Genomic DNA, 14,145 nt, shown 5'->3' with positions numbered 1-14,145 from the left:
GCCCCCTGGCGAGTATGTAAGTGCCATTTACAATGTAAGTGACGTCAACATACGGCCTGATGTTAATGTCGTCAACATGGCAGCTGGGGCCACTCGCCGGACGTACCACCATGGAGCGCTACGCGAGGCGCTGCTGGATGGCGCGCGGGAGCTGCTGGCCGAACGCGGCGCGGAGGGCTTCAGCCTCAACGAGCTGGCCCGGCGGGTCGGCGTCAGCTCCGCAGCGCCGTACCGGCACTTCACCGACCGCGAGGCGCTGCTGTCCGCGCTGCGCGACGAGGGGTACGACGCCTTCGGTGCCGCCCAGCGTGCTGCCGCCACGCAGGCCAGCGACCCCGCCGACCGCATCATCCGCCTGGTAGCGGCGTACCTGCGCTTCGCCGAGGAGAACAACGCGATCTTCGGCATGATGTTCCGGTACTGGTCGTGGGCCGAGGTACGACCCGACACCTTCGCACCCCTGGTCGACGCGGTGACCGAGGCGCAGAAGGCGGGTTTCCTGCCCGCCGGTCAGTCCACCGCCGCGCTGGCCCGCACCATCTGGTGCACCGTTCATGGCCTGACGACCTTGCGTCTCACCGGTGGCCTGACGAAACTCGGCCTGGACGCCCCGACGGACCAGCTGATCCGCGACACGTTCGCGGCGATCCTTCGCCACCCGGACAGCTGAGACCTGCTGTCGGTTCCGGACACAGCGGTCCATCCGGACCGTCGAGAATGGCAGCCAGTGACTCTGTGCCGCGTTGCGTTGGTGAGTAAGGATAGGAGCGCACTGTCCACTGTCACAGGAGGTATCAGATGGGAAGATTCCGGCGAATACTGCTAGCGGTGGCGCTGGTCGTCAGCGCAACGCTGTTGGCGCCCCCCGCTCCGGCAAGCGCCGGCGGACAGCCGGTGACGATCTGCTTCCAGGTCGGCACCGTTGGCGGCCGACCGATCTTCGACTGCCACACCATCATCCTGCCGGAGTTCAAGCCGGTGCCGATCGGGCCGATCGACTGCCTGAGCTGCCCGCCGGTGTTCGATATCTGGGACCGGGTCGATCCGCAGAAGCGGTTCGAGTACCTCGACCGGCTGGGCCGAGGACTGACGCTGCTGAGCGAGTCGGCCCAGGCCACGGACCCGGTGAAGGCGAAGCAGTTGCGTGAACTGGCGACCGAGAGCTTCTGGGCGTCGGCGACCTTCCTGGACGGTTCGGAGGTGAAGCTCGACCAGGTCGGTTGGGCAGATCTGAAGAACGGGAAGTTCATCGTCGAACCGGACCCGCAGCCGATGCTGGTGGCGAGCGGCGAACACCTGGCGGCCGGACTCACCCTGATGGAGAAGGCGCTGGGCGACCCGACTCCGCAGCCCAACATCGAGGCGGCGATGGCCCGCTTCGACCAGGCGTACAAGGAACTTGGCGTGCTGTTCGCCGGATGACCCAGGTGCGGCGGGTGCGGTGGCCCCCGGCCGGGGGCCATCGCACCCGCCGCCGACCGAACGACGGATCTGGCTGAGCTGCCGTCGCACGTGACGGCGTGTTCCGTCCGTCCGGGATCGACTCGGGGTTCCGGCTCGGGCTCAGGCGTACGTCTTGGCCAGCTCGACGAAGCTCGACCACGACGACGGGGCGAAGGCCAACGTACCGCCGTCGCGGTCCTTGGTGTCCCGGACGTAGACGCGGCCCGGCAGGTTGTCGGCCACCTCGACACAGTTCGCCGAGTCGGACCTGGTGCTCTTGCGCCAACGCGCCTCGGTCAGCTCCATGTCTCGATCGCCTCCAGGATCATCTCGTGGGACTGCTGGCCGGGCAGAGCGTACCCCCGGATCGTCTCCCAGTCCTCCTCCAGCGCCTCGGTGGCATCCGTGGCCTCGATCAGCCGCCCTTCCAGGTGGCCTTCGAGGAAGCCGACCGTCCGGCCGTCCACGGTCGCGAGCACCATCGGCCCGAGCACCCCGGGATAGCCTCCGGTGGTGAACGGCACGATGTGCACCTGCACGTTCTGCCGCTGGTTGGCGTCGGCGATCGCCTTCAACTGGTCGCGCATCACCTCCGGCCCACCCACCGAACGGCGTAACACGATCTCGTCGAGCACCACCACCAGTCGGCAGGCGTTGGTGGCCCGGGTGACGATTTCCTGCCGGTCCAGTCGGGCGGCCAGGGTCGGCTCGAGCTCCTCCGGCTTGGTGTTGAGCGCCTGCAACAGGGCACGCGCGTACGCCTCGGTCTGCAGCAGGCCGGGCATCACCATCGGTTGGAAGATCCGCAGCAGTTTCGCGCGCCCCTCGTACTCGACGAACGGGCGATACCACACCGGGGTCCACTCGCCACGGATGAACTCCCGATAGAACTTCATGAACGCGGTGCCGTACACCCGGTCCACCGCGCCGAGGTAGTCCGGCAGCGCCGGCCGCTCGCCGCGCTCGACCGCGCCGACGTGCGACGCCGAGAAGTGCAGGCGCTCACCCCAGGACTCCTGGGTGAGCCCCAGCATCTCTCGGACACGACGAAGGTCCTCTACCAGATACTCGCTCGCAGACATAGCCTTTCACGTCCCCCAATTCATCACGGCGCACCACTGACAGGTGCCGGACATTCCCTGGAGTCACCCGCGTTGATCAATTGCCATCTGGTCGCTCCCGGGCTTCTCCAATCTTCTGCGGTGGGGGGCTGATAGTCCAGGGTGGAAGTTGTCGAACACCACAGTCGACTCCACTCGGAGGGAAAAATGTCGATCAGGAATGACGGCATTGGCGGGACTCCCCGCCTCGCCCGGTACATCACGTTCACGGCGGCGGACGATGCGGTGGCACCCACACCGGGCCGGCCGCCGCTGCCGAAGCGGACCCCCGGGGAGACCGACCCCGATCAGGACGGGCGCTTCCAGCTCACCGGTGCGCGCGGCGTGCCTTCCGCCCCGTACGGTGCGGTCGACGACGCCCGGAGCGCGGACCGCACCGGCCGGGCGGCCCGCTCCCCCGCGCTGTCCCGGGCGATCCACGACGCGAACTCGACCGCCCGCACCCACCTGCCGAACCGGACCACCGGCGAATGCCACCGGTGCGGCGGCGTCCCCGGGCCGTGCCGGCCGTTCCTATGGGCGATCGCGATCCTGGACCGGTGGGAGCCGGCGAACGCCCGACGAATCCGCGCCGTCCTGCACCTGTCCGGACTGATGCCGGCCGGCTACCCGCACGACGACAAGGACGAAACCGCCGAGTCGTACGGAGCCCTCGACGATGCCTGAGCCGACCCCGCTGGCGTGCCCCGGTGATCTGGTGGCGCTGCGGCAATGTGACCACGTGGACGCCGACCGGCCTGTCCGGCTCCGCGTGACCGAGATCTGGCCGTCGCCGGAGGAACACTCGTGGGTGCGGATAGACGGCTGGGAAATCGACCCTGACGACACTGACCGCGACGGCAAGGCGGTCAGCGTCCGCGCGTACAAGGACGCGCTGCGCCGGCCCGGCACGGTCACCACGGTAGACCGGGGGTAGCCAGCCAATCCCCGATAGGCGCCCCCGGGGCGCAGCGTTCCCCATCGCTCCCCGCTAGCCGGACCAGGACGGACACCCGGATCCCATCCCCGTGATCCGAGGTCCGAACCTGAGGCCGGCATCCGGACCCAGGGGTCCGGCAACCCCTGCCCGGGGACACTGGACGGGAGATCCGGGAAGCTGCGCCCCGGGGGTCAACACTCCCGACGTAGCCTCCGCACAGCGAAACCGACGTCGGCAGTCCTCTACTATTGCGGGTCACCGTTCAGGTCAAAGCCGCATACGATTAACCATTCTCTACCAGACATAGCCAATTAACCTAAATGGCCAGATGATTCGCGACACCAGAAAGGCGACTGTCGATACTTACAGTCTGAAGCAGCTCGAAGTCGAACCGCAAAGCGACGGACCGACCCACGTCCCGAGAATTATCAAGTACCAGACTTCCAGTGATTGTCTCACTAAAAGAGAATTTGTCATCCACGACTTTATTGCGCAGCAGCGGCTCCAACTCCGCCTTAACAAAACCCCAAGGCTCAAGATCATGAATCCCCGAAACTTCTGGCACCGGAGATCCTTGCTCGCGAACAAATCGCTGACCCCAAACCACTCCCGAACTTGCAACATTGATCGCGTAGTCGAACCCCGGAAATGCCGGCAGGCGGAAGGCCAGGACATCGGAGTCACCATAGGCACCCGAGGCTTCGTCCCCCGATTCAGAAAGAGGCACTTTATAAATCTCCTCGCCCAGAATTGATCGCTCCAAATCAACTTGATGACCCAGCCGAAAGAGTCCTATGGCGCGAGCGACCGAGAGGGCATCCTCGACATCACGCTCCCCAGCATCCAAAAGCTCCAGAGCCGTCGACCGATTCGGGGATTCCGGCATAGTAGCAATGATATGCAGCTGAAATTCTCGAAACCCAAATTCCATCACTTCCACCTACCGAACTCGAACATTACTTACAGTAAGTTCCATCGTTACTGCGTCGAATCCGAAATCCGCATTTCCAGCCCGGACGACTCCACCCTTCAAATCACCTCCCTGCCCAGAGTAGACGGTCTCCATGCCAGCCAGGACAGCCGGGCCCGAGGCCAAGCCGGCCCGACTCCAAGTGCACGGAGCCCACATTGACCTAACCCCGTTGCGCTCAGCGGCGCCACCCCATCCGCCACAGGTCGGATACCAGATGGCGCAAAAATGGCAGCTGCCCATCAATCTGCATTCCAGAATTTTCCTGTATCAGCGCAGAGAACCTTGCCAGAGGAACAAACGCCGTTGCGAACGAAATCGCACACCCAAAGACACAACCCGCCACCAAGATGCCAATAACCTCAGATGCGACAACCAGCTCCAATACCAAAATCAGGAACAGGCCGGTCAGGAAGCACATCAAAAATGCCCTGATCGACCAGATCATCACCCTATACGTAGTCGTACTACGATAGTCGTCATCATGGACATCTATCATCGAGTTGTCACCACAACTTCCAGCGCTTAACAATCCAGGTTCGAAGCCACCACCTCACCGAAGGACACGCCGTCCGACACCTATCGCAAACACTCACTCAAGGCCTGGGCCGCCACTTGTTAAGGGCAAAGAGGTCACGCACGACCATGCCGAACAGTTTTGGCCCACGTTCGAATATATCCATGTCCGCAAAATATGATGTCTCTTCAATGCGACGGTACACCGGACGGATAGAAAACATCCCCAGGAAAATTCCGAGACCGACCGTCAAGATCAGTACGAAGAAAACTGACATCAGCACCTCTACCGGCCCCCCCAGTAACATCGCCAGAATCACGGCAAAGATGACCAAGAATGCAAGAAGAAAAAAACGCATGATGATCAACGCACGCCAGTAGGCCCAAGCTCCGCGCACACGCCAAGCAGGATCATCCGAGGAACTCATCACCCGGCCCAGCGGCGGTCGATGGATCCGGCGTCACCGCCGATCCGGCCGCGTCACGGCCGGCCGTCACCTCACCGCCCACGGACGGATCGACCGACGAGTCCCACATCGACGCGGTCGGTGTGACCCCGACGGTCCGCCCATCCGGGTCAACAAGCCGCAACCCGCCCTCGGTCAGTGACTGCGGGGTGATGTCCCCACCGAGCACGTACCGGATCCGCCCAAGGTCCGGATGCGACGCAGCCTGAGCGGTCTTGACCTCCAACACATGCCGGTAGCCGGTCGGGGTGGCGATGACGTGCAGATCCGTGTCGGGGAACACCGATCCGTAGACGGCGGTGTCGCCCTGCACTGTCGGCGCGGAGAGCGGCTCCGGCCACGACAGGGTGAACTCATGCTCGCCCATTCGGACGGCCACCAACGGACCCGTACCGTCACCGCTGAACGAGACATCGGCCGTGGTGGCCGCCGGAGCGAGCCGGCCGTCCGGTCGCTCCGTCAGCTCGGTCGAGACGGGCGTCCACGAGTCGGCCCCGGTACGAACCCGCTGCGGCACGACCGCCGATTCCAAGGTGCGTGAACCATCGGGTTCCACATAGACCTGTGAGTACTCGTCCCGCAGGTCGAGGGCCTCGACCCGGACCGCGCAGGCCTCGGCGATCCGCTCGGCCGCAGCGGATGTCGCCGCCTCACCCACACACTGCGGCTGTTGGGCCTGAGCCTCTACCGGGGACGGCGGCAGCGCCGCACTGACAAGTCCCAGCACTACGGCGGTCGGGAACGCCAGCCAATATTGTCGGGGACGGCTCGGACGGGACGGCGGCACATGGACAGCATCCACTAGGGACCCCCGTGGCTATTGGGCATGTCCGTCCGACCCTAGAGAGCCACCTCCATACCTGTAAAGAGTCCATCACGATCTGCCACCACATATCGCCCACAACAGACAGCGGACCACACGCAGTGACAGTCCTGGATCGACGACGACGCCGTCCAGACAACAAGACCGTAGACAGCGAGTACGGCCAGCAGTGTCAGCTGGCGGTGACCCGGTTCAGGACGTGGTCGCGGGCGTCGGCGTACCTGTCCCGGATGGCGGGCACCGGGTCGGCTGCGTACTCCTCGGTGTCGGCCGGGGTCCAGTCGGGCGCGTCGGGGGTGCCCAGCGCCAGCCAGGCGGCCTGCCGGGCGGCACCGTCGGCGACGTACTCCCCCGGTGGCGGCACCAGCACCGGGCAGCCGAACACCTCGGGCGCGATCCGGCGTACCGCCGCAGAGCGCGCCCCGCCGCCGACCAGGATGACCCGGTTGACGGCCGCGCCCTGGGCGACCAGGGCGTCCAGGCCGTCGGCGAGCGCGCAGAGCATGCCCTCGACGGCGGCCCGCGCCAGGTGCGCGGGGGTGCTGCTGGCCAGGGTGAGCCCGTGCAGCGAGCCGCTGGCCGTCGGCCGGTCGGGGGTGCGTTCCCCTTCGAGGTACGGCACCAGCACCAGCCCGTCGGCGCCGGCCGGCGCGCTGAGCGCCAGCTCGGCGAGCCGGTCGTGGTCGACGCCGAGCAGCTTCGCGGCGGCGTCGAGCACCCGGGCGGCGTTGAGGGTGGCGACCAGTGGCAGGAACCGGCCGGTGGTGTCGGCGAAGCCGGCAACGGTGCCGCTGGGGTCGGCGGCCGGGGTGTCGGCGACGCTGAACACGGTGCCGGAGGTGCCGATCGAGACGATCACGTCGCCGGGGCGGGCGCCGACGCCGAGGGCGGCGGCGGCGTTGTCACCGGCACCGGGGCCGAGCGGTGCGCCGGAGCGCAGCGCGCCGGCCGGGTCGGTGGGGCCGAGCACCGTCGGCACCAGCGGCGTCCGGCCGAAGGCGTGTTCGAGCAGGTCGGGGCGGTACTGGCCGGTCGCGGCCGACCAGTAGCCGGTGCCACTGGCGTCGCTGCGGTCGGTCCGCAGCGCGGCGAGGTCGCCGGTGCCGGCCAGCCGCCAGGTCAGCCAGTCGTGTGGCAGGCAGACCGCGGCCGTACGGTCGGCCGACGCCGGCTCGGTGCGGGCCAGCCAGCGCAGTTTGGTGATGGTGAAGCTGGCCACCGGCACCAGGCCGACGGCGTCGGCCCAGGCCTGCCGGCCGGCGGTGCCGCCGCCGAACTCGTCGATCAGTTCGGCGGCGGCACCGGCCGAGCGGGTGTCGTTCCACAGCAGGGCGGGGCGGACCACGTCGCCGCCCTCGTCGAGGCAGACCATGCCGTGCTGTTGGCCGGCGACGGCGGCGGCGGAGACGTCGTCCAGCCCGCCGGCGGCGTCGACGGCCTGTTGCAGCGCCGCCCACCAGGCGTCCGGGTGCACCTCGGTGCCGTCCGGATGTGCCGCCCGGCCCTCACGGACCAGTTTGCCGGTGTCCGCGTCGCGGATCACCACCTTGCACGACTGGGTCGACGAGTCGACGCCGGCGACGAGGGTCACGGCTGGTCCTCCATGAGGGGGTCGGGCGGGTGTCAGGGTCAGCGGGTGGTCAGGAACGGGCGCCGAGCAGGTGCTCGACCGCGAGCTGGTTGAGGCGTACGAAGTGGAAGCCCTGCTCGGCGACGGCCTCCGGGTCGAAGTCCTCGAAGCTGGACCGGTCGGCGAGCAGGTCGGTGTAGGTCTCCCCCGGGTTGAGGGTGGGCACCGCCAGGTCCGGGACCTTGCTGGCCGCGAGGGCCTCCTGCACCTCGGGGTCGGCCCGGAACGCCGCCGCCCGCTCCTTGAGCAGCAGGTACGTACGCATGTTGGCGGCGGCCGACGCCCACACGCCGGTGTAGTCCTCGGTGCGCGAGGGCTTGTAGTCGAAGTGCCGGGGGCCGTCGTAGGCCGGGGTGCCGTCGGGGCCGCCGTTTTCCAGCAGGTCGACCAGGGAGAACGCGTTGAGCAGGTCGCCGTGGCCGAAGACCAGGTCCTGGTCGAACTTGACGCCGCGCTGGCCGTTGAGGTCGATGTGGAACAGCTTGCCGTGCCACAGGGCCTGGGCGATGCCGTGGGTGAAGTTGAGCCCGGCCATCTGCTCGTGGCCGACCTCGGGGTTGAGGCCGACCAGCTCCGGGTGAGCCAGGCTGTTGATGAAGGCGAGGGCGTGCCCGACGGTGGGCAGCAGGATGTCGCCGCGCGGCTCGTTCGGCTTGGGCTCGATGGCGAACCGCAGGTCGTAGCCGCGGTCGAGGACGTACTGGCCGAGCAGGTCGACGGCCTCCCGGTAGCGGTCGAGCGCGGCGCGGATGTCCTTGGCGTGGTCGTACTCGGAGCCTTCCCGGCCGCCCCACATGACGAAGGTCTTCGCGCCCAGCTCGGCGGCGAGGTCGATGTTGCGCAGCACCTTGCGCAGCGCGAACCGCCGGATGGAGCGGTCGTTGCTGGTGAAGCCGCCGTCCTTGAAGATCGGGTGGCCGAAGAGGTTGGTGGTGACCATCGGCACCACCAGGCCGGTCTCCTCCAGGGCCTTGCGGAACCGGGCGATGTGCTGGTCGCGGCTGGCCGCGTCGGAGCCGAACGGGATCAGGTCGTCGTCGTGGAAGGTGATCCCGTACGCGCCGAGGTTGGCGAGCTGGTGCACCGCCTCGACGGCGTCGAGCGGGCCACGGCTGGCGTCGCCGAACTGGTCACGGGCCTGCCATCCGACGGTCCAGAGCCCGAAGGAGAATTTGTCGGCCGGTGTGGGCTGGACTGTCATGGTGACCTCCGCGTAACACGACAGATTTGTTTAGTGATTGAATTATTTTCCTGTGGTGTGGCATTGTCAAGGCCATGCGCACGCCAGAATCTCCGCTACGCCAGGCTGGTCTGCGCGAGCACCATCTCGGCCTGGTGGTCCGCCAGGTCGCCGCCGCCGGACGACCGCCGTCGCGGGCCGAGATCGCCGCCACCACCGGGCTCACCCGGGCCACCGTCTCCGCACTCGTCGACGAACTGATCGGCGGCCGGCTGCTGACCGAGGTCGACCCGGTGCCCCGCGTCGGCGCCGGCCGGCCGGCCACCGGGCTGGCCCTCGCCGCACACGGCCCCGCCGGCCTCGGCCTGGAGATCAACGTCGACTACCTGGCCGCCTGCGTGGTCGACCTGACCGGGGCGGTCCGCCACCGCGCCGTACACCGCGCCGACCAGCGGCCGGAAACCCCCGAGACGGTGCTGACCCGGCTGGCGGAGCTGGCCGGCACCGTCCTGACCGCCCCGGAGGTCGCCGAGCTGCCGATCGCCGGCGCGGCGCTCGCGGTGCCGGGGCTGGTGACCAGCGAGGGCGTCGTCCGACTGGCCCCCAACCTCGGCTGGCAGGACGTCGCGGTGCCGGCCGCCCTGGCCGCCGCCGGCACCCCGCTGGCCGACCTGCCGTTGACCGTCGACAACGAAGCCAACCTCGCGGCCCTCGGTGAACTGCACGCCCGCAACGGCGAGCTGACCACGTTCGTCTACGTCTCCGGCGAGATCGGCATCGGCGCCGGCATCGTCGTCGACGGGCAACTGTTCCGGGGAGCCCGAGGTTGGAGCGGCGAGCTCGGCCACCTCGCGGTCCGCCCGGACGGCCCGACCTGCCGCTGTGGTGCGCGCGGCTGCCTGGAGCAGTACGCCGGCCAGGAGGCGATCCTGCGGTCCGCCGGGCTCGCCGACCAGGGGCTGACCGCCGCCGAGGCGCTACGGCAACTGGCCGGTCGCGCTTACGACGGCCAACCGCAGGTACGCCGCGCGCTGGCCGCCGCCGCCGGGGCCCTCGGGGTGGTCCTCGCCGGTGTGGTCAACCTGCTGGACGTGCAGACGGTGCTGCTCGGCGGGATCTACGCGCCGCTGGCTCCGTGGCTGTCGCCGGTGGTCGAGGCGGAGATCGGTCGACGGGTGCTGACCGCCGGCTGGTCTCCGGTCACCGTACAGCCGTCGGTTCTCGGCCCTGAGGCCGCCGCGACCGGCGCGGCCGGAGCGGTGGTACGGGCGGTCCGTGACCACCCGGCCCCCTGGCTCAGCCTCGGCGCACGCTGACACCGTGGCTCGGCCTCCCCTGACTCAGCTCACCGCCGCCGCCCACCCCATGATCGCGACGATCTTGCGATTATCAAGGAGCAATCTGGACAAAAGCTCTCGATAACTGCAAGATCGTCGCGATCATGGAGACGGGGTCAGTAGGCGCCACGGCCGTTGACGACGGCCCCGAAGGTCTTCCACAGGATGGTCAGGTCGCTGGCGAGCGACCAGTTCTCCACGTAGTAGAGGTCGAGGCGGATGCCGTCCTCCCACGACAGGTCGGAGCGCCCGCTGACCTGCCACAGCCCGGTCATCCCGGGCTTCACGAGCAACCGCCGGGCGACGTCGCCGTCGTAACGGGCGACCTCCGACGGCAGCGGCGGCCGGGGGCCCACCAGGCTCATGTGGCCGAACAGCACGTTGGCCAGCTGCGGCAGCTCGTCAAGGGAGAACTTGCGCAGGAACCGGCCCACCCGGGTGATCCGCGGGTCGTCGCGCATCTTGAACATCAGCCCGTCGGTCTCGTTCTTGGCGACGAGCTCGGCGAGCAGGGCGTCGGCGTTGACGACCATGGTTCGGAACTTGTAGACGTGGAACTCCCGACCGCCCTGGCCGACCCGTACCTGCTTGAAGATCACTGGACCCCGGTTGTCGAGCTTGATCGCCAGGGCGATCAGCGTCAGCACCGGCAGCAGCAGGGTCAACGCCAGCAGCGAGACCGACCGGTCGACGAAGCCCTTGACCAGCTTGCGGGTCCCCCGGAACTCCGGTGCCTCGACGTGGATCAGCGGCAGCCCGGCGACCGGCCGGGTGTGGATCCGAGGGCCGGCGACGTCGGTCAGCGCCGGAGCCAGCACCAGGTCGATGCCGGTGCCCTCCAGTTGCCAGCCCAGCCGACGCAGCCGGGTCGCGGTCAGCTCACCGGAGGCGGTGACCGCGACGGTGTCGGCGCCGGTCGCGGCGGCGGCGTCCGGGATGTTGCGGAACGATCCGGCGACCGGTACGTCACCGAGCCGCTGCGGCACCGGTGCCAGCAACGCGTCCGGGATGCACGCGCCGACCACCCGGTAACCGGCGTACGGCTCGCGGCGCAGGGTGTGCACCAGCTCCAGCACGTGCGGGGTGTCCCCCACCACCAGCACCTTGCGGAACCAGCCGGCCCCGACGGCCCGCCGTCGGTGCAGGTACTTGCGGGCACCGAACCGCCCGGCCACCAGGCCGACGGTGCCCACCGAGAAGGCCACCGCCAGGAAGCCGCGGCTGATGCCGACGTTGGCGACGTACCCGATGATCGCCACCGTGCCGGCGAGCCGCAGGCTGGCGGTGATGACCCGGCGGTACTCGTCGGCGCCGTAGCCGAGCACCCGGTCGTCGTAGCAGCGCAGCAGCTTCAGCGAGGCCAGCCACGCGATCAGTAGCAAGGGTGTGACCAGTACGTAGGGCAGGTCCGCCCCAGTGGCCTCCTCGGCACCGAACCGGACCAGGTAGCCGGCCAGCACGGCTGTGCAGAGGATGCTCATGTCCAGGGCGGCTATCGCCCGGACGTAGGCACGCTGTCGTGCGTGCAGAACCGCGGTCGGCGCTTCCGGAACGGAGTCCGGTTGCACCACCGCAGCGTTGACCAGTGTCGCCGACGTCACTAGCCCTCCCCAGCTCGCTCGAGTCGACGCATCCCCCGGGCACCGTACTGGCCCTTCGTTGGTACCGGCGGTGCCAGGGCACCCCGATATCTTGGCCCACCCGGAGGTGGGGCCGAAGCTTGCGACAGATTAACGTCACTTGTCGCGATCAATTCACGGCGAGAAGTACAATATGGAGCCGCTGTTGAACGGTAGGACACCCGGGCGAGTCGGCGGATCATCCGAAACCCCCAAATTCACCAACTCAGCGGACGGTTGTGGGCCGCAGTGCGATCGCCTTCAGCAGGATGTCGCCGATGTTCGCCGGGTCCTCGGTCACGAACACGCCGCCACCTGTCACCTCGGTGATCGACTCCAACTCCTCCTGACTCACCCCGTCGCCGATGCCGACATAGATCACCTGGATCGGCCGCTGCGGGTCCGCCACCTCGGCCAACTCGGCAAGCAGCTGCTCCTGGGTCATCCCTTCGTCGTCCTCGTTCCTACCATCTGTGAACATGACCACCGAGTTGACACGCCCAGCCGCCCACTCGTCCTGCACCGCCAGATAGGCGGCCAGTGTCGTGTCGTACAAACCGGTGTTGCCATTTCGTTTCGGCACCACCTGATCAAGCGACGCTTCAAGCGTGGACCGCTGGCTACTCAGCGGGCTGATCGGCACCAGTTCGCGCCAGTCCTGCGCCCCCTCCAGCTCAGTGGAGAAGATCCATAGACCGAGTGCCCAGGAATCATCGAACAGCCCGAGTCCGCGCCGGGCCGCTTCCCGGGTGACGTCGGCCCGGGTGGCTCCGCCGGCGGTCGGCACCGGGTCCAGCATCGACCCGGAGACGTCGATCACCGCCAGCATCCGGGCCGGCAGGGTGACCGAGGTCCAACTGGCCAGCACCCGGTCGATGACGACCGGGTCGAGCCCGCCGGCCGCCGTACCGCCGGTCTGCGGGGCGGCCGTGACCGGGGCGGTGCCGGCCGGACTCGGCGCTCCCTGCGGGGCGCTGAACCCGGCCCCCCAGGTGCCGTCGGCACTACGCAGCCCCTGGTCGCCAAGACGGTCACGGAAACCGGCCTGGCCGAGCCGGGCGAAGAAGCCGGCGGCGGCAGCGGACGTGGCCGGGTCCGCGCCGGGCAGCACGGCGTACGGGTAGTCCAGCGACATCGGTGCGGGTTCCAGGTACAGCGCGGCCAGCGGGATCGGCGGCTGGGTCGCGTTGTACTCGATCACGTCCTCTTCACTCAACGCGGCGGCGCTCAGCGAGGAGGCGACCGACGCCGGATCCGCCGAGCGTGGGAACCGGGCCAGCAGGTCCTCACGCAGCGCGGACCGCCCGGTCGCCAGGGCCCGCAGCGCGGCGGTCGTCGCCTGTTGGGCGTTCTCGCCCGCCTCGCTGGCGGCCGCGCCGAGGGCGAGCAGGCCGGACAACCCGGCCGCGTCCCGGGTCGGTTCCACGATGCCGGTCCGCAGGTCGGTGCCGGTGGTGATCTGTTGCAGCAGGTCGGTCCAGGTCAGCTGCTGCTCGGGCCAGCCGAGGTTGGCCGCGACCGGTTCGGGCATGGCGACCACGACCGGGCTGCGGGCGACCGAGGCGTTGTTGTCGGGGGCGAATCCGGGCGCCAGCGAGCTCAGCCGGGCCAACCAGGTCGACGAGTCCGGCACCCAGACGTGCGGGGCGACCGCCGTACCGCTGGCCTGGCCCACACCCGCCAGGGCGACCCCGTGCTGCCCGGCGACGACGGCGGCCACGTCGACCGGGTCGGCGGCGGCGACCTGGACCGCGACGCAGGTGTCGCCGACCGCGCCAGCGTCGCTGCGCCACTGGTCGGCGGCGGCCTGCAGGGCCGGGGCGATCTCCGGCGCGGCCGAGACCACCAGCGGCAGTTCCCCGGAGCACGAGGGTGCCGACAGCCGTTGGTAGCCGAACCAGACCCCGGCGACAACGACGACGAGCGCCATCGCGGCTGCGACGGCGCCCGTTGCGCTGACACGACTTCGCATCCGGTGACGGCCTGGCACGGTCCCATACTCCGGATGCATGGGCGGATCTGGTAGGTACGTTCGGACGATAGTTACGGAGGAGAAACACTTGCGCGGGATTTCGTGACTTCGCGTAGTCGGACCGTTTCCGTACGTTTCAAGGAACTGT

General features: G+C 68.5%; 15 protein-coding genes. 5 read left to right on the top strand and 10 right to left on the bottom strand.

Annotation, left to right across the window (positions count from 1 at the left end; translation table 11 throughout):
- Window positions 1-76 precede the first annotated feature (76 nt).
- Together O7623_RS28490 and O7623_RS28485 are read left to right on the top strand one after the other, a co-directional pair.
- Window positions 77-670, top strand: a complete 594-nt coding sequence (locus O7623_RS28490; RefSeq protein WP_282226017.1) for a TetR/AcrR family transcriptional regulator — start codon at window positions 77-79, stop codon at window positions 668-670.
- Window positions 671-798: 128 nt separating this feature from the next.
- Window positions 799-1,422: a hypothetical protein gene (locus O7623_RS28485; RefSeq protein ID WP_282226016.1), complete on the top strand. Its 624-nt coding sequence runs from the start codon at window positions 799-801 to the stop codon at window positions 1,420-1,422.
- A 141-nt stretch (window positions 1,423-1,563) separates the two neighbouring features.
- Here O7623_RS28485 and O7623_RS28480 read toward each other — a convergent pair whose 3' ends face one another.
- Entirely contained in the window at window positions 1,564-1,749 is a 186-nt protein-coding gene (locus O7623_RS28480; RefSeq protein WP_282226015.1) for a DUF397 domain-containing protein, read from the bottom strand.
- Window positions 1,740-2,525, bottom strand: coding sequence for a helix-turn-helix transcriptional regulator (locus tag O7623_RS28475; RefSeq protein ID WP_282226014.1), 786 nt, complete (start codon window positions 2,523-2,525; stop codon window positions 1,740-1,742). The genes O7623_RS28480 and O7623_RS28475 overlap by 10 nt, the downstream gene beginning before the upstream one ends.
- A gap of 186 nt (window positions 2,526-2,711) precedes the next feature.
- On the opposite strand from O7623_RS28475, the gene O7623_RS28470 reads away from it, so the two are divergent.
- Together O7623_RS28470 and O7623_RS28465 are read left to right on the top strand one after the other, a co-directional pair.
- Entirely contained in the window at window positions 2,712-3,230 is a 519-nt protein-coding gene (locus O7623_RS28470; RefSeq protein ID WP_282226013.1) for a hypothetical protein, read from the top strand.
- Window positions 3,223-3,480 carry a hypothetical protein gene (locus O7623_RS28465; RefSeq protein WP_282226012.1) on the top strand — a complete coding sequence of 86 codons (258 nt, stop codon included), beginning with the start codon at window positions 3,223-3,225 and terminating at the stop codon, window positions 3,478-3,480. Before O7623_RS28470 ends, O7623_RS28465 begins: the two co-directional genes overlap by 8 nt.
- Before the next feature lie 319 nt (window positions 3,481-3,799).
- On the opposite strand, the gene O7623_RS28460 is transcribed toward O7623_RS28465, so the two are convergent.
- The 6 genes from O7623_RS28460 to xylA all read right to left on the bottom strand — a co-directional run bounded on the left by O7623_RS28460 (window position 3,800) and on the right by xylA (window position 9,090).
- Entirely contained in the window at window positions 3,800-4,423 is a 624-nt protein-coding gene (locus O7623_RS28460; protein ID WP_282226011.1) for a hypothetical protein, read from the bottom strand.
- A 208-nt stretch (window positions 4,424-4,631) separates the two neighbouring features.
- On the bottom strand, window positions 4,632-4,901 hold the full coding sequence (locus tag O7623_RS28455; protein WP_282226010.1) for a hypothetical protein: 270 nt from the start codon (window positions 4,899-4,901) through the stop codon (window positions 4,632-4,634).
- Between the two features lie 148 nt (window positions 4,902-5,049).
- Window positions 5,050-5,400 carry a hypothetical protein gene (locus tag O7623_RS28450; RefSeq protein ID WP_282226009.1) on the bottom strand — a complete coding sequence of 117 codons (351 nt, stop codon included), beginning with the start codon at window positions 5,398-5,400 and terminating at the stop codon, window positions 5,050-5,052.
- The gene (locus O7623_RS28445; protein ID WP_282226008.1) at window positions 5,381-6,223 is read right to left on the bottom strand and encodes a hypothetical protein; all 843 of its coding nucleotides are present in this window, start codon (window positions 6,221-6,223) and stop codon (window positions 5,381-5,383) included. Before O7623_RS28445 ends, O7623_RS28450 begins: the two co-directional genes overlap by 20 nt.
- A gap of 208 nt (window positions 6,224-6,431) precedes the next feature.
- On the bottom strand, window positions 6,432-7,850 hold the full coding sequence (xylB, locus tag O7623_RS28440) for a xylulokinase (RefSeq protein WP_282226007.1): 1,419 nt from the start codon (window positions 7,848-7,850) through the stop codon (window positions 6,432-6,434).
- Window positions 7,851-7,899: 49 nt separating this feature from the next.
- The gene (gene xylA, locus O7623_RS28435; protein WP_282226006.1) at window positions 7,900-9,090 is read right to left on the bottom strand and encodes a xylose isomerase; all 1,191 of its coding nucleotides are present in this window, start codon (window positions 9,088-9,090) and stop codon (window positions 7,900-7,902) included.
- Between the two features lie 74 nt (window positions 9,091-9,164).
- Here xylA and O7623_RS28430 point away from each other — a divergent pair, with 74 nt between their 5' ends.
- Window positions 9,165-10,385 (top strand): ROK family protein, encoded by a 1,221-nt coding sequence (locus O7623_RS28430; RefSeq protein ID WP_282226005.1) that lies wholly within the window; start codon window positions 9,165-9,167, stop codon window positions 10,383-10,385.
- A gap of 137 nt (window positions 10,386-10,522) precedes the next feature.
- On the opposite strand, the gene O7623_RS28425 is transcribed toward O7623_RS28430, so the two are convergent.
- Together O7623_RS28425 and O7623_RS28420 are read right to left on the bottom strand one after the other, a co-directional pair.
- Window positions 10,523-11,977 (bottom strand): sugar transferase, encoded by a 1,455-nt coding sequence (locus tag O7623_RS28425; protein ID WP_348775179.1) that lies wholly within the window; start codon window positions 11,975-11,977, stop codon window positions 10,523-10,525.
- Window positions 11,978-12,251: 274 nt separating this feature from the next.
- Window positions 12,252-13,955, bottom strand: coding sequence for a VWA domain-containing protein (locus tag O7623_RS28420; protein ID WP_282226004.1), 1,704 nt, complete (start codon window positions 13,953-13,955; stop codon window positions 12,252-12,254).
- Window positions 13,956-14,145: the final 190 nt, after the last annotated feature.

The sequence above is a fragment of the Solwaraspora sp. WMMD791 genome, from assembly GCF_029581195.1.
Taxonomy (GTDB): Bacteria; Actinomycetota; Actinomycetes; order Mycobacteriales; family Micromonosporaceae; genus Micromonospora_E.
This window is presented reverse-complemented; position numbering and strand designations above follow the sequence as displayed.

Bases quoted from the DNA above. Each gene is read 5' to 3' on its own strand.
- O7623_RS28480 (WP_282226015.1), bottom strand. From the start codon at position 1,749: ATGGAGCTGACCGAGGCGCGTTGGCGCAAGAGCACCAGGTCCGACTCG.
- O7623_RS28465 (WP_282226012.1), top strand. From the start codon at position 3,223: ATGCCTGAGCCGACCCCGCTGGCGTGCCCCGGTGATCTGGTGGCGCTG.
- O7623_RS28490 (WP_282226017.1), top strand. From the start codon at position 77: ATGGCAGCTGGGGCCACTCGCCGGACGTACCACCATGGAGCGCTACGC.
- O7623_RS28420 (WP_282226004.1), bottom strand. From the start codon at position 13,955: ATGGCGCTCGTCGTCGTTGTCGCCGGGGTCTGGTTCGGCTACCAACGG.
- O7623_RS28475 (WP_282226014.1), bottom strand. From the start codon at position 2,525: ATGTCTGCGAGCGAGTATCTGGTAGAGGACCTTCGTCGTGTCCGAGAG.
- xylA (WP_282226006.1), bottom strand. From the start codon at position 9,090: ATGACAGTCCAGCCCACACCGGCCGACAAATTCTCCTTCGGGCTCTGG.
- O7623_RS28485 (WP_282226016.1), top strand. From the start codon at position 799: ATGGGAAGATTCCGGCGAATACTGCTAGCGGTGGCGCTGGTCGTCAGC.
- O7623_RS28470 (WP_282226013.1), top strand. From the start codon at position 2,712: ATGTCGATCAGGAATGACGGCATTGGCGGGACTCCCCGCCTCGCCCGG.
- O7623_RS28455 (WP_282226010.1), bottom strand. From the start codon at position 4,901: ATGATCTGGTCGATCAGGGCATTTTTGATGTGCTTCCTGACCGGCCTG.
- O7623_RS28430 (WP_282226005.1), top strand. From the start codon at position 9,165: ATGCGCACGCCAGAATCTCCGCTACGCCAGGCTGGTCTGCGCGAGCAC.